Annotated in this window: 16 protein-coding genes; 7 read left to right on the top strand and 9 right to left on the bottom strand. The window is 63.6% G+C overall.

The genetic code is table 11. The annotated features are described in order from the left end of the window. The first annotated feature begins 108 nt into the window (after positions 1–108). Entirely contained in the window at positions 109–1,353 is a 1,245-nt protein-coding gene (locus LRP30_RS16745) for an efflux RND transporter periplasmic adaptor subunit (protein ID WP_249761069.1), read from the top strand. A gap of 177 nt (positions 1,354–1,530) precedes the next feature. Further along, a complete protein-coding gene (locus LRP30_RS16740) occupies positions 1,531–4,719 on the top strand; it encodes a multidrug efflux RND transporter permease subunit (RefSeq protein ID WP_128946477.1) in 3,189 nt (1,062 codons plus the stop codon). Here the strand turns inward: LRP30_RS16740 and LRP30_RS16735 are convergent. The 5 genes from LRP30_RS16735 to LRP30_RS16715 all read right to left on the bottom strand — a co-directional run bounded on the left by LRP30_RS16735 (position 4,716) and on the right by LRP30_RS16715 (position 8,741). Then, the gene (locus LRP30_RS16735; RefSeq protein WP_249761068.1) at positions 4,716–5,069 is read right to left on the bottom strand and encodes a hypothetical protein; all 354 of its coding nucleotides are present in this window, start codon (positions 5,067–5,069) and stop codon (positions 4,716–4,718) included. The genes LRP30_RS16740 and LRP30_RS16735 overlap by 4 nt on opposite strands. Before the next feature lie 194 nt (positions 5,070–5,263). Then, the gene (locus LRP30_RS16730) at positions 5,264–5,686 is read right to left on the bottom strand and encodes a hypothetical protein (protein WP_128934424.1); all 423 of its coding nucleotides are present in this window, start codon (positions 5,684–5,686) and stop codon (positions 5,264–5,266) included. 12 nt (positions 5,687–5,698) lie between these two features. Then, on the bottom strand, positions 5,699–5,920 hold the full coding sequence (locus LRP30_RS16725; protein ID WP_091888574.1) for a hypothetical protein: 222 nt from the start codon (positions 5,918–5,920) through the stop codon (positions 5,699–5,701). Positions 5,921–6,030: 110 nt separating this feature from the next. Then, complete coding sequence (locus LRP30_RS16720; protein WP_128934425.1) at positions 6,031–6,849, bottom strand: lytic murein transglycosylase; 819 nt, start codon at positions 6,847–6,849, stop codon at positions 6,031–6,033. 38 nt (positions 6,850–6,887) lie between these two features. Then, positions 6,888–8,741, bottom strand: a complete 1,854-nt coding sequence (locus tag LRP30_RS16715) for an NAD(P)/FAD-dependent oxidoreductase (RefSeq protein ID WP_249761067.1) — start codon at positions 8,739–8,741, stop codon at positions 6,888–6,890. A 176-nt stretch (positions 8,742–8,917) separates the two neighbouring features. On the opposite strand from LRP30_RS16715, the gene LRP30_RS16710 reads away from it, so the two are divergent. From LRP30_RS16710 to LRP30_RS16700, 3 genes are all read left to right on the top strand, one after another. Continuing rightward, a complete protein-coding gene (locus LRP30_RS16710) occupies positions 8,918–10,543 on the top strand; it encodes a long-chain fatty acid--CoA ligase (RefSeq protein ID WP_249761066.1) in 1,626 nt (541 codons plus the stop codon). A 103-nt stretch (positions 10,544–10,646) separates the two neighbouring features. Beyond that, positions 10,647–11,765 (top strand): glycoside hydrolase family 172 protein, encoded by a 1,119-nt coding sequence (locus LRP30_RS16705; protein WP_249761065.1) that lies wholly within the window; start codon positions 10,647–10,649, stop codon positions 11,763–11,765. 34 nt (positions 11,766–11,799) lie between these two features. Then, positions 11,800–13,011, top strand: coding sequence for an acyl-CoA dehydrogenase family protein (locus LRP30_RS16700; RefSeq protein WP_249761064.1), 1,212 nt, complete (start codon positions 11,800–11,802; stop codon positions 13,009–13,011). A gap of 788 nt (positions 13,012–13,799) precedes the next feature. Here LRP30_RS16700 and LRP30_RS16695 read toward each other — a convergent pair. Both LRP30_RS16695 and LRP30_RS16690 read right to left on the bottom strand, forming a co-directional pair. After that, positions 13,800–14,708 (bottom strand): amino acid ABC transporter substrate-binding protein, encoded by a 909-nt coding sequence (locus LRP30_RS16695; protein ID WP_249761063.1) that lies wholly within the window; start codon positions 14,706–14,708, stop codon positions 13,800–13,802. Between the two features lie 178 nt (positions 14,709–14,886). After that, a complete protein-coding gene (locus LRP30_RS16690; RefSeq protein ID WP_249761062.1) occupies positions 14,887–15,306 on the bottom strand; it encodes a nuclear transport factor 2 family protein in 420 nt (139 codons plus the stop codon). Positions 15,307–15,452: 146 nt separating this feature from the next. On the opposite strand from LRP30_RS16690, the gene LRP30_RS16685 reads away from it, so the two are divergent. After that, positions 15,453–16,694: an amidohydrolase family protein gene (locus LRP30_RS16685; RefSeq protein WP_249761061.1), complete on the top strand. Its 1,242-nt coding sequence runs from the start codon at positions 15,453–15,455 to the stop codon at positions 16,692–16,694. 233 nt (positions 16,695–16,927) lie between these two features. Then, complete coding sequence (locus tag LRP30_RS16680; RefSeq protein ID WP_164934459.1) at positions 16,928–17,248, top strand: hypothetical protein; 321 nt, start codon at positions 16,928–16,930, stop codon at positions 17,246–17,248. Here the strand turns inward: LRP30_RS16680 and LRP30_RS16675 are convergent, their stop codons facing one another. Beyond that, entirely contained in the window at positions 17,249–18,172 is a 924-nt protein-coding gene (locus LRP30_RS16675; RefSeq protein WP_249761772.1) for a DUF1932 domain-containing protein, read from the bottom strand. Beyond that, the gene (locus LRP30_RS16670; RefSeq protein ID WP_249761060.1) at positions 18,169–19,038 is read right to left on the bottom strand and encodes a hypothetical protein; all 870 of its coding nucleotides are present in this window, start codon (positions 19,036–19,038) and stop codon (positions 18,169–18,171) included. The genes LRP30_RS16675 and LRP30_RS16670 overlap by 4 nt, the downstream gene beginning before the upstream one ends. Positions 19,039–19,049: the final 11 nt, after the last annotated feature.

The following is a 19,049-nucleotide window of genomic DNA, read 5'->3' as shown; positions in this document are numbered from 1 at the left end:
TCTTGCGGTATGGAGCTACAATTTTCTTAGCGAACGGTACATAAGTATCTTGCGCTGCGATATCCAGCTCCACATCTGTAGTGAACACTACATATCTGGAGCGCGCAAATGCCCCCCTCCCAAAATACCGCCCGCACCGGCCGCTTTCGCCGCCTTCTCGGTGGCGTCGCCATCGTGGGCGCCCTCGCCGTAGCCGGATCGATCGCGACCGGTCACTATTTTCGTACGGCCCAGGCGACCGCAACGGCGGCCGCGGCCGAGCAAGCCGTCTCCGTCACCGTCGCGATGATCGAGCCACGGCAGACCGTGCTGTGGGACGATTTCTCCGGCCGGCTCGAGGCGATCAACCGCGTCGAGCTGCGCCCGCGCGTGGCAGGAGCGATCCTGTCGACCAATTTCACCGAAGGCGCGCTGGTGAAGGCCGGCGACGTGCTGTTCAAGATTGATCCCGCGCCCTACGCGGCCGAGGTCGACAAGGCCGCAGCCCAGCTCGAGGCCGCCAAAGCGCGCGTCGTCTTCACCCAGAGCGAGCTCGAGCGCGGCGCGCAGCTGATCGGCAACGCCGTGGTGACGCGGCGCGATTTCGACCAGCGCGAGAATGCCAATCGTGAAGCGATCGCCAACGTAAAGGCAGCCGAGGCAACGCTCCAGACTGCAAAGCTCAATCTCGACTACACCGAGGTGCGCGCGCCCGTGGACGGCCGCGTCGGCAAGATCGAGGTCACGGTCGGCAATCTCGTTGCCGCCGGCACCGCATCCCCGGTGCTGACTTCGCTGGTCTCCGTCAATCCGATCTACGCCTCGTTCGATGCGGACGAAGAGGTCGTGCTGCGCGCGCTGAATTCCATTGCAGATGGCTCCGGTCAGCGCGGCAAGCTCGACCAGATCCCGGTGGAGATGGGGACGTCCGGTGGCCTCTCGGCCAAGGGCCACATCCAGCTAATCGACAATCAGGTCAACGGCCAGAGCGGCACTATCCGCGTTCGCGCGATCTTCCGCAACGAGGACGGGCGTCTCATCCCCGGCCAGTTCGCCCGCGTGCGCATGGGGCAACCGAAGCAGCAGACGCTGGTGATGATCGACGAGCGCGCAATCGGCACCGACCAGGACAAGAAGTTCGTGATGGCGGTCGGTGACGACAGCCGCGCCGTCTACCGGCCGGTCACGCTCGGCGGTGCCGTCGATGGGCTGCGCATCGTCACCGCGGGCCTGAAGTCCGGCGACCGCATCGTGGTCAATGGCTTGCAGCGCGTGCGTCCCGGCGCCCTCCTCAAGACGGAGGTGGCGGCGATGGGAGCGCGAGGGCCGCAGCAGGCATCCAACCACAGCAATCAGGACGTGGTGCAACGCTAGTTACGTCGTTCCGGTTGGCGCGGCTTGTCGAGCCGAAGCTCGAAGAGCGAAGACGGAGCCGCGCGCCCGGAATGACGAAGTCATAACGACCAAGACATCGCATCTCGATTCCGGGTTCATGGGCGACACCTGCGTCCCGGACAACGGGAGAGTTGTCTCTCGCGCAGGGGCAAAGCCATGAATCTCTCAAAATTCTTCATCGATCGTCCGATTTTCGCCGGCGTTCTCTCTATCCTGATCTTCCTTGCCGGCCTGATCTCGCTGTTCGCGATGCCGATCTCGGAATATCCCGATGTCGTGCCGCCGTCCGTCGTGGTGCGCGCGACCTATCCCGGCGCCAATCCCAAGGTGATCGCGGAGACGGTGGCGACGCCGATCGAGGAGCAGATCAACGGCGTCGAGAACATGCTCTACATGTCGAGCCAGGCAACCACCGACGGCGCGATGACGCTGACGGTGACGTTCCGCCTCGGCACCGACCCCGACAAGGCGACGCAGCTGGTGCAGAACCGCGTGCAGCAGGCCGAGCCGCGCCTGCCCGCCGTGGTGCGCCAGCTCGGCATCATCACCAAGAAATCGTCGCCCGACCTCACCATGGTCGTGCACCTCTTGTCGCCGAACGGCCGCTACGACATGACGTATCTGCGCAACTACGCGGTACTCAACGTCAAGGACCGGCTCGCGCGGATCGACGGCGTCGGCGACGTGCAGCTTTATGGTGCAGGCGACTATTCGATGCGGGTCTGGGTCGATCCGCAGAAGGCCGCCGAGCATGGGCTGACCGCGAGCGACATCGTCAAAGCGATCCAGGCGCAGAACGTCGAGGCCGCCGCCGGCGTGGTCGGCTCCTCCCCGAACGTCAGGGGTATCGACCTGCAACTGTCCGTCAATGCCGAAGGGCGGCTCGCGAACGAGGAGCAGTTCGGCGACATCGTGGTCAAGACCGGCGCGCACGGTGAAGTGGTGCGCTTGCGCGACGTCGCGCGCATCGAGCTTGGCGCGTCCGAATACGGCCTGCGCTCGCTGCTCGACAACAAGCAGGCGGTGGCAATCCCGATCTTCCAGGCGCCGGGCTCCAACGCGCTGCAGATTTCCGACAACGTCCGCGCCACCATGGCCGAGATCAAGAAGAACATGCCGGAGGGCGTGTCCTACCAGATCGTCTACGATCCCACCCAGTTCGTGCGCTCCTCGATCGAGGCTGTGATCCATACGCTGCTGGAAGCCATCGCGCTGGTGGTGCTGGTCGTGATCCTGTTCCTCCAGACCTGGCGCGCCTCGATCATTCCGCTGCTGGCCGTTCCGGTGTCGATCGTCGGCACCTTCGCCGTGATGCACGTGTTCGGCTTCTCCATCAACGCGCTCAGCCTGTTCGGTCTCGTGCTCGCGATCGGCATCGTCGTCGACGACGCCATCGTCGTGGTCGAGAACGTCGAGCGCAACATCGAGGCCGGGCTGTCGCCGCGCGATGCCACTTATCAGGCGATGCGTGAGGTCTCGGGGCCGATCATCGCGATCGCGATGGTGCTGATCGCGGTGTTCGTGCCGCTCGCCTTCATCTCCGGCCTCACCGGGCAGTTCTACAAGCAGTTCGCGCTGACGATCGCGATCTCGACCGTGATCTCGGCCGTCAACTCCCTGACGTTGTCCCCGGCGCTGTCGGCGCTGCTGCTCAAGGGCCACAACGAGCCGAAGGACCGGCTGACGCTCATCATGGAAAAGAGCCTTGGCTGGTTCTTCCGCGGCTTCAACAAGGCCTTCACACGCTCCTCCGAGAACTACAGCGGCAGCGTCACCAGGGTGATCTCGGGCAAGGCCGCGGTGATGGGCCTCTACGCAGTGCTGGTCGGCCTCACCGCCCTCTTGTTCCAGCAAGTGCCGAGCGGCTTCGTGCCGGGCCAGGACAAGCAATATCTGGTCGGCTTCGCCCGCCTGCCCGATGGCGCGACCCTCGATCGCACCGAAGAGGTGATCCGCAAGATGAGCGACATCGCGCTGACCCAGCCCGGTGTCGAGAGCTCGGTCGCCTTCCCGGGCCTGTCGATCTCCGGCTTCACCAACTCGTCCAACGCCGGCATCGTGTTCTCGACGCTCAAGCCGTTCGACGAGCGCAAGGATCCCTCGCTCAGCGGGCCCGCGATCGCGGCCGAGTTGAACAAGAAATATGCCGGGATCCAGGAAGCCTTCATCGCCATGTTCCCGCCGCCGCCAGTCAACGGCCTCGGCACCATCGGCGGCTTCAAGCTGCAGATCGAGGACCGTGCCGGTCTCGGCTATGAGGCGCTGAACGAAGCGACCAAGGCATTCATGGCGGCGATGCAGAAGGCACCGGAGATCGCCGGCGTGTTCTCGAGCTTCCAGGTCAACGTGCCCCAGCTGTTCGCCGATATCGACCGCACCAAGGCGCTCCAATTGGGCGTGCCCGTGACGGAGGTGTTCAACACGCTCCAGATTTACCTCGGCTCCTACTACGTCAACGACTTCAACAAGTTCGGCCGCACCTATTCCGTCCGCGTGCAGGCCGACGCACCGTTCCGCGCTCGCGCCGACGACATCAGGCAGCTGAAGGTGCGCTCGTCCTCGGGCGACATGGTGCCATTGTCGGCGCTGCTCAAGATCCGCCAGAGCGCGGGGCCGGAGCGCGCGATCCGCTACAACGGCTTCCTGTCCTCCGACATCAACGCGGCGGCTGCGCCCGGTTTTTCATCGGGCCAGGCGCAGGAAGCGGCGACGCGGATCGCAGCGGAAGTGCTGCCGCCGGGCTTTGCCTTCGAATGGACCGACCTGACCTATCAGGAGTTCATCGCCGGCAATTCCGGCATCTGGGTGTTCCCGCTGGCGATCCTGCTGGTGTTCCTGGTGCTGGCCGCCCTCTATGAGAGCCTGACCTTGCCGCTCTCGATCATCATGATCGTGCCGATGGGCCTCTTGGCAGCGATGTTCGGCGTCTGGATCTCCAAGGGCGATAACAATGTCTTCACCCAGATCGGCTTGATCGTGCTCGTCGGCCTCTCCGCCAAGAACGCGATCCTGATCGTCGAATTCGCGCGCGAGCTCGAATTCGCCGGGCGTACGCCGATCCGCGCCGCGATCGAGGCCAGCCGGCTACGGCTGCGTCCGATCCTGATGACATCGATGGCGTTCATCATGGGCGTGCTGCCGCTGGTGCTCTCGACCGGCGCGGGCTCGGAGATGCGGCGCGCCATGGGTGTTGCCGTGTTCTCCGGCATGATCGGCGTCACCGTGTTCGGCCTGTTCCTGACGCCAGTGTTCTATGTGCTGCTGCGGACCGTCACCGGCATGAAGCCGCTGACGCATCACGGCAGCGACACCAGCGCGGCGCCGGTCCAGTCTGTGGGTCACTAGATCAGGGAAATCCCCGAGAGCAACAACAACACGGTCTCGACGCGATGAAAGGCGATCGCGCCGAGCGCGGACCCGGCGACCCGCGCCATGATTTTTGCTTCGCAACATGATGCCACGCCCGCCGGAGGCGTACGGCGAAAGGGAATGGAGAAGGACCAGATGTAGCGGGTCCACGGCGCACAAAACAGGCCACGGGGTTCCCGGCGAAACCCCTTTCCCGATGCGACGAAACACGCCTGAAACAGATGGCCGGTTAAGTGGTTGTCAAAATAAATACAGGGACGGCCACCATGCAATTCTTCCTCGACATCATCCTGGATTACGCCTGCTGCCAGACTCTCGTCGCCCACCCGCTGCGGGAGGACGCGCTATGATCGAATTGATCTCTGCACTGCTCGCCCTTTGCAGCATCGGCGTCTTCGCGGCGCATGCGCTGGATGCCTACCGCACCACACACTTCTGACAGACATCGTTGCCGAGCTCGCTCCACCTCTCCGAAGGAGAGGTGGAGCCTCGTAGCCGCCTCGAATCCATCCTCCCGGCGCTAGAATGGCCGCCGGTAAAAGTGCTCGGAATGCGTTGCAGCAGGAAACCGATTGGCGAGCGCAAGCGCGCCCCTTTCGTCGGTCTCGAGCGCAATCTTCTGCGCCAGCATCACGTCGCCGGGCACGAGGAAGCCTGACGGGACGAAGCACCATCCCATCGTCGCTCGGCCTTCATCGTCGACTTCGTGGACGTTGGCTGCGGTACCGTAGTGAATGCGATAAGTCTTGCCGGTGTCGCAGCCGACGACGTCGAAATACCGGTGCTGTTCGAATTGCGCGCGTTGAGCGGGCGCGAGCCATTCGGCGAGCAGCCGGCGGCCACGGGCATCCGGCGTGTTCTCGCCGAAGAAGCGCCGATAGAGTTCGCGCAGCGCGTGCAGACGCGCACGCGCCGGGCCGCGGAGCCAAACTGCCGCGATCATGATCAGCTCAGATCAACCGCCGACCAGGCGCGGATAGAACAGCGTTTCCTCCGCGGTCGGATCGAACGATCTGATACGGGTGACCTCGCCGGGTCCGGTTCGCAGCGCAGCGGTGAAGCCGGCTCCGGTCAGCTCCCGAAAGCGCCGTTCGGCTCGCGCCAGCGCTTCGGCATTGCCAGGATCAAACTCGTGGCGTGTATCGCCGGTCTGGTCCATCACAATCTGGGTTGCCATGTTGAGTCTCCTCATGCCCACCCCTGAACCTGATCAAAGCAAACGTCGTGCCGTCAGTTCCCGATGGCAACAACTTTCTCGCGCCGGCGCATCACGCCTTGCTGAACGACTTAGCGCGAGGCCGCTGCCCCACCTCCTTCGTCGATCTGCCGACCCATCAGCGCAATCGCCTTCTGATAGACCCCGGCCGCATTCCAAGCCTCGATAGCGGCGAAATTCGGCTCGCCCGGCTGGTAACCGGCTCCTGCGCGCCAACCATGGGCTTTGAGGAAATTCGCCGTCGAATTCAGCGCGTTGGCAGCCACATCGAGATTGCCGGTGCCATAGGCCAGGATGTTCTTGGGCATGAACTGGGTCTGGCCGACCTCGCCATGCATGGAGCCGCGGGTCGATCCCGACAGCGTGCCGCGGTCGATCAGCTTCAAGGCGGCATAGAGCTGGTCGGTGAAGAATTCGGGACGGCGGCAGTCATAGGCAAGGGTCGCAATCGACGACAGCATGTTTTGGTTGCCGCGCTGGCTGCCGAAACCGGTCTCCATGCCCCAGATCGCGATCAGCGGCCCCGGCGGGACCCCGTAGCGCTGCTGGATCGAGGCGAACAAGGCGGCCTGCGACTGTTTGAGCTGCCGTCCCTTGGCGACGATGGTGGTGGCGCCGCGCTTGGCAAGGAACTGGTCGAGTGTCAGCGAAAAGCTGCGCTGGCCACGATCGGCTGCGATGGTTGCGCTGGCATAATTGGCCTGCATCAGGGCCGACAGCGCGGTGGGGCCGATGCCCTTGCCCTGCGCCTCCGCACCGAATTCGCGCTTCCAGGCCTCGAAGCCGGCGGGCGAGCTGCCGCATTGCGCGGCCTCGGCGGCGGGGGCCAGGCAACCAAGCAGCGCCATCGCGCCAAAAACCGCCCCCGCAACAGCCCTGCCCCTGATCATACCCACTGTCTCCCGTCCTGACCGATCCGGGCGCGATCTTACCCGCTCGAAAGCGCCGACTCCATGGCGCGATCATAGGACAATTCGAGGCCTTCCAGGTTGCCCTCCTTCCGCCACGTGTCGAGCAGCCGCAGGAACGCCACCGGCCCGCGCCAATATTGGCTGTTTCTTGCCGCGATCGGATCGAGCACGCCTTCATTGTTGTAATAGCCGGGCGTGCATTCGGCGAGATAGGTCTGGCGGCCGAGCGCGGCCTTGACGACCTCGTCGACCCAGGCCATCTCGGCCGTGAGCGTCGGCTCCAGGGTCCGCGCTTTGCGCTTGCGCGCTTCTGCAATGACATAGGCAATGTGCTGCGACTGCTCGTCGATGATGTGCGGGAAGTTGGCGCTCTGGCCGGCCTGCACCGTGACGATCAGGAAGCAGTTCGGGAAACCGCGGCTGTAGAAGCCGTGCAGCGTCTTGACGCCGTCGCGCCAGCGCTCGGACAGGCTGGTGCCGTCGCGGCCATAGACCTCAAAGCCCATGCGGCGGGCGTAATCGGTGCCGACCTCGAAGCCGCTCGCATAGATCAGGCAATCGAGCTCATAGGCCTTGCCGTCGACCACGACCGCATTCTCGGTGATGCGCTCGACGCCCTGCCCTTTGCTGTCGACGAGATGCACGTTGGGACGATTGAACGTGTCGAGATATTCGTCGTGGAAGCACGGGCGCTTGCAGAACGCCTTGTACCAGGGTTTGAGCGCCGCCGCGGCCGCCTCGTCCTTAACGATCGCGTCGACGCGGGCGCGGATCTCCTCCATCTTGCGGTAGTCGGCCTGCTCGATCACCTTGAGCGCCTCTTCCAGCGAGGTCACCGGCTGCGGCTGGCGACGCGGCGCCAGCAGGATCTCGCCGAGCAGACCGGTCCAGCCGTCCTGCACCAGATCCCGTTCGAACGGCTCGCCCGAGATCACGGCGGTGAAATTGTCCATGCGCTCGCGCTGCCAGCCCGGCCCGAGCCTTTGCGCCCAGGCTTGGTCCGTCGGACGATCGTCGCGCACGCCGATCGCGGACGGTGTGCGCTGGAAGACGTAAAGCGCCTTTGCCGAACGGCCGAGATGCGGCACGCATTGCACGGCGGTGGCACCGGTGCCGATGATGCCGACGCGCTTGTCGGCAAGGCCGGTGAGGCTGCCCTCGGCAGTGCCGCCGGTGTAGTCATAGTCCCAACGGCTGGTGTGAAAGCTGTGGCCTTTGAACGTCTCGATGCCGGGAATGCCCGGCAGCTTCGGCCGGCTCAGCGGTCCGCCGGCGAGAATGACGAAGCGCGCGCGAATGCGATCGCCGCGATCGGTCTCGACCAGCCAGCGCGCCTCCTGCTCCTGCCACTCCATCCGCGAGATGATGGTTTGAAACAGCGCACGCGCGTAGAGATCGAAATGACGGCCGATGCGGCGGGAGTGCTCGTAGATTTCCGGAGCCCGCGCGTATTTGCGCACCGGCATGTAGCCGGTCTCTTCCAACAGCGGCAGGTAGATGTAGCTCTCGGTGTCGCAGGCGGCTCCAGGGTAACGATTCCAGTACCAGGTGCCACCGAAATCGGCCGCCTTTTCCACGATCCGGAAATCGTCGATGCCGGCCGCGCGAAGGCGCGCGCCGCATAAGAGGCCGCCGAAGCCGCCACCGACGATGAGCACTTCGGTCTCTTCGCTGACAGCTGCGCGTGTGAAGCTGGGATCAGCCCAGGGATCGTCGAGATAGCGAGCGAAATCGCCTGATACCTCGACATACTGTGCCTTGCCTTCGCTGCGCAAACGGCGGTCGCGCTCGTCGCGATAGCGCGCACGAAGGGCTGAGATATCGACTGTAGATTCGCCGGCCGCACCGGTCTTGTGTTTTTCCGCTGACATTCGTCTCCTCCACGGCAGACACCGCTGCGCCGGCCGTTCGCGTGAAGTTAGCCCTGAAAAAGTCCGGCATGCAATCACGCGGCTTCTTTTTTGCGTGAACGTCGCGGGACGTTCCGTTAACCTCGCGCGCAATCACAAGCGTACGCCATGCAACGACGTGGCGTCTGGAGGAGACCATGCAGGGATTGATGATGGACATGCCGCTCCTGATCAGCGGCCTGATCCAGTATGCCGCCGACTACCACGGCGAGGCCGAGATCGTCGCGCGCGAGATCGAGGGCGATATCCATCGCTACACCTATGCTGACGCCCATCCGCGCATCAAGCGCATGGCGCTCACCTTGAAGCGGCTCGGCATGAGATCCGGCGATCGCGTCGGCACGTTGGCCTGGAATACCCACCGCCATTTCGAGATGTTCTATGCCGCGCCGGGCATGGGCTATGTGTTGCACACCGTCAACCCGCGGCTGTTTCCCGAGCAGCTCGTCTACATCATCAATCATGCCGAAGACCGCTTGCTGTTCATCGACCGGGCCACGCTGCCGATCGTCGAGGCGATCGCGCCGCAACTACCGACGATCGAGGCCTACGTCGTGATGTCCTCGCGCGAGCGAATGCCGGAGACGAAGCTGGCGAACGTCCATTGCTACGAGGAGCTTCTGGACAACGAGAACGAGGCCGGTTTTGCCTGGCCTGAGTTCGACGAAAAGTCCGCCTCCACCATCTGCTACACGTCCGGCACGACGGGCAATCCCAAGGGCGTGATCTATTCGCACCGCGCCGCGATCTTGCAGACCATGACATGCTGCAATTTCGACTTCCTGCCGGGCCATGTCGAAGGCGTGCGCGAGGTGATGATGCCGATGGCGCCGCTGTTTCACGGCAACGGCTGGAACATGCCGTTCACCGCGCCCTATACCGGCTCCAAGCTGGTGCTGCCCGGCCGCAACTATGAGCCGGACAAGCTCTATGAGTTGCTCGAAGGCGAGAAGGTGACGCTGTCGGCGGGCGTGCCGAGCTTCTGGCTGATCCTGCTCGACTGGCTCGGGCGCACCGGCAACAAGTTCTCGACGCTGCGCGCAACGCTGTCGTCGGGCTCGGCCCCGCCGCGCGCGATGGTCGAGAAGCTCAAGCGCGATTACAGCATCGACTACATCCAGGCCTGGGGCATGACCGAGGCGCTCGGCTGCTCGATGCCGGGCCTGCGGCCGGGCTCCGAGCACCTCAGCGACAAGGAGAAGTTCGACCGGCGCCAGGTGTCCGGCCGCGCTTGTTTCGGCACGGCTTTGCGGATCGTCGATGATGCCGGCAATGAATTGCCGCGCGACGGCAAGACCGTCGGCCACCTGCGCGCTCGCGGTCCGTGGGTCGCCTCCGGCTACATGAAGCTGGAGGAAGGCCTCGACCGCGACGGCTGGCTGATCACCGGCGACATGGCCGTGATCGACAGCCAAGGCCACGTCACGCTGACCGATCGCTCCAAGGACGTGATCAAGTCCGGCGGCGAATGGATCTCCTCGATCCAGCTCGAGGACGTCGCCTTGTCTCATCCCGATGTGCTTCAGGCCGCCGTGGTCGCAATATCGCACGACAAATGGCAGGAGCGCCCCCTGCTCCTCGTCGTCCGCAAGAAGGGAGCGACCGTCGACGGCAAGGCTCTGCTCGACCACATGCGCCCGAAGATTGCGAGCTGGTGGCTGCCGGACGCCGTCGAATTCCTGGACGAATTCCCGATGACCGGGACCGGCAAGGTGCTCAAATCGGCGCTGCGCGAGAAGTTCAGGGAATACCGCGTCGCTTGAACCGATGGCCGATCACGCCTGGGTTCATTCCGTGCGGTCTTCACCTTTTGGTCAATGCGCGGGCGATATAGCGGGATGTCGCTAACCCCTCATCGAGGATCCCATGGCGTTTTCCGGATTGGGCCTGCATCTCGGCAATCTCTCGCTTCTGTCGCATGCGCAGACGCGCTCGATCAGCCCCGAGAACTTTACCGGCGAGAAGGGCAAGGGCGGCATGTCCGTCGACGGCCCCGCGGCCCGTCAGGCCCGCGATCTCGGACAGGGTTGGAAGGTCTCGCCCTATGTCGTCATCGAGCCCGGCGCGACCTTCACGCTGGCCGACATCGAGGGCCAGGGCGCGATCCGGCAGATCTGGATGACGCTGGCGCGCGGGCGCCTGCGCCATTCGATCCTGCGCGTCTATTGGGATGACCAAACGCAGCCGAGCGTCGAATGCCCGGCCGGCGATTTCTTCGCCTGCGGTTGGGAAGAATATGCGCAGGTGTCCTCGCTCGCGGTCTGCGTCAATCCCGGCCGCGCCTTCAATTGTTATTGGGAGATGCCGTTCCGCAAGCGCGCGCGCTTCACGCTGGAGAACCGCAGCGAGGAGCAGCTCACGGTCTACTACCAGATCAACTACACCCTGACCGACGTGCCCGAAGATTGCGCCTATTTCCATGCGCAATTCCGCCGCACCAATCCGCTGCCCTACAAGGAGGTCTACACCATTCTCGATGGCGTCAGCGGCGCCGGCCATTACGTCGGTACCTACATGGCCTGGGGCGTCAACAACAATGGCTGGTGGGGCGAAGGCGAGATCAAGTTCTACATCGACGGCGACGGCGCATTCCCGACCATCTGCGGAACCGGCACCGAGGACTATTTTTGCGGCGCCTACAATTTCGATCCCTATGTCGCCCATTCCGGCCAGGGCCCGGCGCAGCAATCGCGCTACCAGGAGTTCACCACGCCCTATGCCGGCCTGCCGCAGGTGATCCGCCCCGACGGCGTCTACAAGTCGCAAGAGCGCTTCGGCCTATATCGCTGGCACATTCCCGATCCCGTGCGCTTCCGCTCCGATCTGCGCGTGACCATCCAGGCGCTGGGCTGGCTGCCCGGCGTCAAGGAGGCAAAATACCTGCCGTTGCAGGACGACATTGCCTCGGTCGCGTTCTGGTACCAGACGCTACCGACCGCGCCCTTCCCGAAGCTTCCGGGGCCCGATTATCTCGAAATCGGCTGATCCAGCCGACGTCCACCGATCAAGGAGATGAAAGATGCTCTACCCGATGTCGCCAAAAGTCGTCGAGCTCAAGCGCAAGCTCGAGAGCTTCATGGACCGGCACATCTATCCGAACGAGGACCGCTTCTATCGCGAGGCCGAAGAGCTCGGACCGTGGAAGGTCTATCCCGTCGTCGAGGAGCTGAAGCCGCTGGCACGGGCCGAGGGGCTCTGGAATCTGTTCCTGCCGGAGTCGAACCGCGGTGCGGGTCTCACCAATCTCGAATATGCCCCGCTCTGCGAAGTGATGGGCCGCTCGCATCTGGCGCCCGAAGTATTCAACTGTTCGGCGCCCGACACCGGCAACATGGAGGTGCTGGAACGCTACGGCACCGAGAAGGACAAGGAGCGCTGGCTGAAGCCGCTACTCGCGGGCGAAATCCGCTCCTGCTTCGCCATGACCGAGCCGGCGGTCGCATCATCCGATGCGACCAACATCGAAAGCTCGATCGTGCGCGACGGCGACTATTACGTCATCAACGGACGCAAATGGTACACGACCAACGCGACCGACCCGCGCTGCAAGATCTGCATCTTCATGGGCAAGACCGATCCTGACAATCCGGACCGGCACAAGCAGCAATCCATGATCCTGGTGCCGATGGACACGCCGGGCATCGAGGTGAAGCGTCCCCTCCCCGTGTTCGGCTTCTACGGCGTGCCCGACCGCGCCTCCGAGGTGGTCTTCACCAATGTGCGGGTTCCGAAGGAAAACATGCTGCTCGGCGAAGGCCGCGGCTTCGAGATCGCGCAGGGCCGTCTCGGCCCCGGCCGCATCCACCACTGCATGCGCTTGATTGGGCTATCCGAACGCACGCTGGAAAAGATGTGCCGCCGCGTGCGCAGTCGCGTCGCCTTCGGCAAGCCGGTCTCGGAGCAGACCGTGACGCAGGAGCGCATCGCGGAAGCCCGCATCATGATCGAGCAGGCCCGGCTGCTGACGTTGAACGCGGCTTACGCGATGGACACGGTCGGCAACAAGGTGGCGAAGGCCGAGATCGCGATGATCAAGGTCGCCGTGCCGAACATGGCCTGCCAGATCATCGACTGGGCCATTCAGGCCCATGGCGGCGGCGGCACCTCGAACGATTTCGGGCTGACGCAAGCCTACGCCACCGCACGGTTGCTGCGGCTCGCGGACGGGCCGGACGAGGTGCACAGGAACCAGATTGCGCGATTCGAGCTGAAGAAATACTCGAATGCCTAAGGAGGCGTTGGCTCATGGTGCTGGAGAATACGCATTGAGGATCGCAGTCTAATCGACGCTTGGCGGCTCCTGGATCGATGCAGACGCACGCGGCTTCGAAATTCCGTCGAGTATCGCTCCGAAGATTATGATCGGCAGATAGAATGCAAGCATGATCGTATTCCTCCTGCTGTGACAACCTTGACCTACAGGTCAAGTTCCTCAAATTGAAATTCGCCCGCCTCGGAACATTGTCGTCGTTTGCAATAGCTAGCGACCCGAACCGCAGCGAGTATCAGGAACGCATCGCGTCTATCGCATGAGCGATCAGAACGACTGCGCTCGCGGCAATGAGAAACGCAAACAACCAACTCACGTCCGCCTCCAATCCCGGAAGTGAACGCGCTCATCCATGCACAGTCAAAAGCCATCGGCCTGGAACCGCTATTCAGCGGCTCGCTGATGCTTCGCAGCAACAAGTGCATCCGCTGTCGGCCCTATCGGCAGAATGCCAAAAGGAGCAACGTGCCAACGACGCAGGTTGCTAGGACTAAAAACCAAACGCCCATACAGCTTCCCCGACTCACATACGCCAGTCAGGATTAGCCCTACGATTTGGCATTGAAACGCTTGTTGCCGGTTTTTCCCCAAGCCAAGCGTGATCCATCTGCTCGCTGCGTTAGTCCAATACCTCTATCGTCGCCGAACGTCGCGAATATCAGCGCTCGCTGGCGAGCGGCGCGCTGATCCTCAGCCCGGCGCACTGTCTTCACCTCTCCTTACGGGAGAGGTGAAAAGCCGCCCTCGCCTCAGTTCACCACATAGACATCAGGATCGGCGCTCGAGCTCGGCTTCTTGAAGGCGTTGCGCAAGGCCGGCGACATCGGGACGTTGTAGTTGAGGCCGTTGGGCGGGGTCGGCGATTGCAGCCATTTCTTGTAGAGCGCCTCGATCTCGGCGCTTGCATAGAGCTCCGCGGTCGCGCGATCGGCGAGTGCCTTGAACGGCGCATCCTCCCGCCGCAGCATGATCCCGTAGGGCTCCGGCTTCGAGAACGCTTCCTCGCTGATCATGTAGAGCTGCGGCTCCTTCGATCGCGCGATCGCGACCGCGAGCTGGACATCGTCGAGCGCATAGGCCTGGGCGCGGTCGGTCTCGAGCAACAGGAAGGCCTCGGCCTGATCCTTGGCCGGCATCACATTGATGCCGAGATTGCGTTCGGTGTTGACCTTGGCGAGCTGCGTCAGGTTGACCGAGCCGGCCACCGCCGTGACGGCCTTGCCCTTGAGATCGTCGATGGTGTTGATCTTGGCGGCCTTCTTCGCGGCGAATCGCGTCGCGCTGAGGAAGTGCGTGTTGGTGAAGGCGACCTGCTTCTGACGATCGGCATTGTTGGTGGTCGCCGAGCAATGCAGATCGAGCGTGCCGTTGACCATCAGCGGAATCCGGTTCGACGACGTCACCGCGAGCGTTTCGATGGCGATGTCGGGCATGCCGAGCTGCTTCTTCACGGCGTCGACGATCTTGAGACAGATATCCATGGCAAAGCCGACCGGCTTCTGGTTGCCGTCGAGATAGCTGAAGGGGACCGAGGCCTCCTGATAGCCCAGCGTGATCTTCTTCGTCTCCTTGATCTTCTGGAGCGTGCCCGACAGGTCTTCGGCTGACGCTGCGCCCGCAAGACATGTCAGGGCTAGGATAATTGTGGGTAGACGCATCGGGTGCTCCTCAAGGCGCTCGCGCCTCCATGCCGGGCGCAATCACGAGCGTTGATAGCGCAGGCACGCGCCAGCCGCCAGACGGGCTTGCGACTAGCAGCTATCGCGGCTTTCGATATGATGAGCGGCAGTTCGTCTCCGCAGAAAGCGAGCTTCGCCTCTCGGCCCCGAGAAGGGCTTACGCGTCGATGCCGCGCTGGACCAGGATACGCTCGGCGCTGTCGTTCCAGACATCCATCTTCGTGATCTTGCCGTTCCGCACCACGAAGCGGTCGACGTAGCGGTTGCCTTCGAAGACAGTCCCGTCCTTCCATTCGCCATACAGCGTTCCGACGCTGTACACGATGGTCTCGCCATGACCCGGACAGACGTCGAAGCGGTCCATCTTCTTCTTGACCCAGCGGTAGCGTTTGGCGTTGAAGGCGGTAGGCCCCCGGGGATGGTCGAACTCGCGGCCACCCGTGAACGTGATGATCGTGCCCGGCGCGACATAGGCTGCCGCGGCATCGGGATCAGGAATCATCGATGCCGTGAGATAGGCCTTCACGATCTCGGCGTCCGACAACGATCCGGTCTCGGCTTCGGCGGCTACGGACATGGCGCGTTCTCCTTACTTTGGCGGATACTATCGCCGACCTCTCGGAATGCATGCATATATTTTGAACATCTGCCCTGCTGCTCTGGGCCCTCCGAGGCCTGCGTCGCGATTGACTGCGGCATTCTCCCGCCGCAAAAGTCGCTGCCATGAGCACGCAGACTGCCTTCGACCTGATCCTTCGCCGCGCGTTGTTGCGATCATCCGCCGCACCCGTCGATATCGGCGTGAAGGATGGCCGCATCGCCGCGATCGAACCGCGGCTCGTCTGCGACGCGGTCGAGGTTGATCTCGGCGGCCACCTGGCTTTGCCCGGCTTCGTCGATACTCACATCCATCTCGACAAGGCCTGCCTGCTCGGCCGCTGCGGGCATGACCACGGCAGCGTTTCGGACGCCATCCGCGCCGTTGCCGGGATGAAGCGCGAATTCACGGTCGAGGACATCTATTCCCGCGGTGCCTGGGTGCTCGAACGTGCGATCGTGCACGGCACGACGCGCATGCGCACCCATGTCGAGATCGATCCGCGCATCGCCTTGCGCGGCTTCGCGGCTGTCAAGGCGCTGAAGCGCGACTATGCCTGGGCGATCGACCTGTCGCTCTGCGTCTTCCCGCAGGAAGGCCTGACCAACGACCCCGGAGCCGAGGAGTTGCTGATCCAGGCGCTGCGCGACGGCGGCGAGGTGATCGGCGGCTGTCCCTATACGGACACCGACCCGATCGCCCATCTCGAACGCATCTTCGATCTCGCGCAGGAATTCGATATCGACGTCGACCTCCATCTCGACTTCGATCTCGATCCCTCCTGGTGGCACCTCGATGAGGTCTGCCGCCAGACCGAGCGGCGCAACTATGGGGGACGCGTGGCGATCGGTCACGCCACCAAGCTCTCGGCGTTGCCGCCCGAGCGGATGAAGGCTGCCACCGCGCAGCTGGCGACGTCAGGCGTTGCCGTCACCGTGCTGCCCGCGACCGATCTCTATCTGATGGGGCGCGAGGCCACCCACAATGCGCCGCGCGGACTGACGCTCGCCCACAAGCTCGCAGGCAACGGCGTGTTGTGCTCGGTCGCCACCAACAACGTGCTCAATCCCTTCACGCCGTTCGGCGACGCTTCGCTGCTGCGGATGGCGAACTTCTACGCCAATGTCGCGCACGCCTCGGTGAGCGATTTCGACACCTGCCTCGATCTCGTGACCGAGCTGCCGGCACGGCTGATGAACCTTGCCGATTACGGCATCAAGGTCGGCAACCCCGCCGATCTCGTCGTGCTCGATACGCGAGACAGCCGCTTCGCCATCGCGGAGCTGCCTGACGTCCTGATGGGCTTCAAGGCTGGCCGACAGACATTTGAGCGGCAGCGGCCGAATCTGTTCCGCCCCCGGAGCTGACGTCGCGACGCCGCAGGGTCGCACCATTCACCGGCAAGGCCGGCTCGCCGCGTCCAGCGGTAAGATTGTCGGGCTGCGGGCCTGGAGATTGACCGCTTCCGTTCAATCATACCACCGATCCAGCGAGTCCAGTAGAATCCCGGACCGTAGCCCCACGCGTTGCAAGGCGCACCGCGCTGACCATAACTAGGACTTTGCACTGATCATTTGCGTGCGATCGGGAAAGTATGGATATGTTCAGCGCATTCAGCAGCATCGACTATCATTCCATCCAGGCCAGAACGCCCACCGATCGCGCGGTGAAGCGGCTCGACGGCATCGGCCTTGTTCTGTCGGATCTCGATATCTCGGGAATCCAGACACAGGACGACGTCACCCGTACGCTCTGGACGCTCGACGCTGCCAACAAATGCGTTCGCGCGGTGCTGGCCGAATTCCGCACGCAACCGGCCACGGAACAGCTCGCCCGCAAAGCACGAAATCTCATCGACCTGATCGAACGCGCCCGCGACCAAGTCGTGAGCTTCCAGGCCGGCGATGCGGTCGTAGGCTAATTATTTTGCGCGATTGATCTTCGCGAGGATCCGGTCCGCCTCGGTGCGCCAATCGGCGCTGCGGGCGAATTCCTTGGTGCCCCTGGCGCCGAACAGCCCTTCATCGGCGAGATCGGCCACCCAGGCCTGCCGCTCGGCCGTGCCCTGCGCGGACCAAGGCGTCAGCCCCGCCTCGCGTACGGTCTCGGCGACCTCACGCACCTCTTCGGCGCGACGGCGGCCGTGCTCGATCACGCGCTGAAAGAAATAGGCACCCTGCTTCTCCCAATTGATGCCGGGAAAGGTTTCCGCGAGCGACGCCAGCACGGCATCCTCCACGCCATAGGCACGCGCCGTGGTGAAACTTTCGATGACCATGGCCTCCAGGCCCTTGATCATGATGCTGCGGCACATCTTCACGGCCGAGGACACACCGAGATTGTCGCTGGCAACCTTCACCGCAAAGCCGATCGCATTCAGAAGCGGCGCGAGCTCTTTCGCGTCGGGACCGCCGAGCAGCAGCGGCACCTTGATGCGGTACGGCGGCACCGACGTCATCACCGCGCCCTCGACATAGCGGGCGGCAGCGCCATCGATCAGCGCAGCAGCGCGCTGCTTGGCGCCCGGTGAGGCCGAATTGAAATCCAGGAACCAAGTGCCCTGGTTGACCGCGGCCGCGCAGGCTTTTGCTACCGGAACAGCCTGGCTTGCCGTGACTGCCGAGACGATGAAATCGGATTTCGCGGTCAGCTCGGCATGAGAGGCTGCAAGCACCACACCGAATTTCGCCGCATGCTCCTGCAGCGAAGCGCCCTGCTCGCCTCCGAGCTTGATGTCGTAGGCGGCGACCTTGATGTCCTGCTGGCGCAAATCCTCGGCCAAGATCCTGCCGACCTCGCCATAGCCGACCAGCCCGATCTGCCATCGCCTCGGATCTGCCATCAGTTCAATCCTCGTGTCGTTTCGTCGAAGAGCTCCTCGACCGCGTAGCGGCGCGGGATCAGCGCCTGCTGGAACGCGTAGTCGACGATCAGCTCCAACGGCTTCTTGTTCGCTTCGATGCCAAACGGAATCAGGTCCGGCGAGGCCGCGGGCCCCGCCAGCTCCTTGTTCCGTTTGAGCAGATCATAGACGCCTGCGACCACGTCGGGGCGTGATCTGGCGAGGCGCTCGGTCACGACCACGAGATGATTGACCGGCACGACGCCGCGCCGGGCGTACCATTTGGCGGCCTCCGCGGCCGGATCAGGGAATAGCGGCTTCAGCTTGGGATCGTTGGAGGTCTCGCCGAGGACGGAATCGAGCTCGCCGTCGAGCAGCATCTGCAGGATCTTCTTGTCCTTCGGGGCGCGCTCGGTGGTGTCGACATATTCGGCGACGTGCGGATCCTCGAACGTCACCCAGCGGATGTTGTCGAGATTGACGCCGTAGTCGTTGGCGAGGATGCCCCTGATCCAGGCGCCGGTCGTGGTCGTAAACGAGCGGATGCCGACGCGCTTGCCCTCGAGGTCGGACGGGCCGAGCGTTCCTCGCGCGGGATTGTAGAGCGCGTAGGCATGCTGGAAGCGGCCGAGCATGGTGGCCGGCAGCAGCACCAGCGGCTTGCCGTGCGCCTTCGCCATCAGATAAGTGACGATTGCCATCTCGCAGACGTCGAAGGCCTGCTCGCGCACCATCGGCTTGAATGCCGTGTTGGTCGGCGCGTACTCGATGAAGTCGAGGTCGAAAAGGTCAGAGCGGAGCTCGCCGCTCTTCACCGCCCGGACATGAGGGTGACTGCCGAGCACGGCCTTCAGCTTGAGACGATCCATCCGCCCGCTCC

Source organism: Bradyrhizobium sp. C-145, from assembly GCF_023375135.1.
In the GTDB taxonomy this organism is placed as follows: domain Bacteria; phylum Pseudomonadota; class Alphaproteobacteria; order Rhizobiales; family Xanthobacteraceae; genus Bradyrhizobium; species Bradyrhizobium zhanjiangense.
Note: the sequence above shows the minus strand (reverse complement) of the source record. Positions and strands in the feature narration are given on the sequence as shown.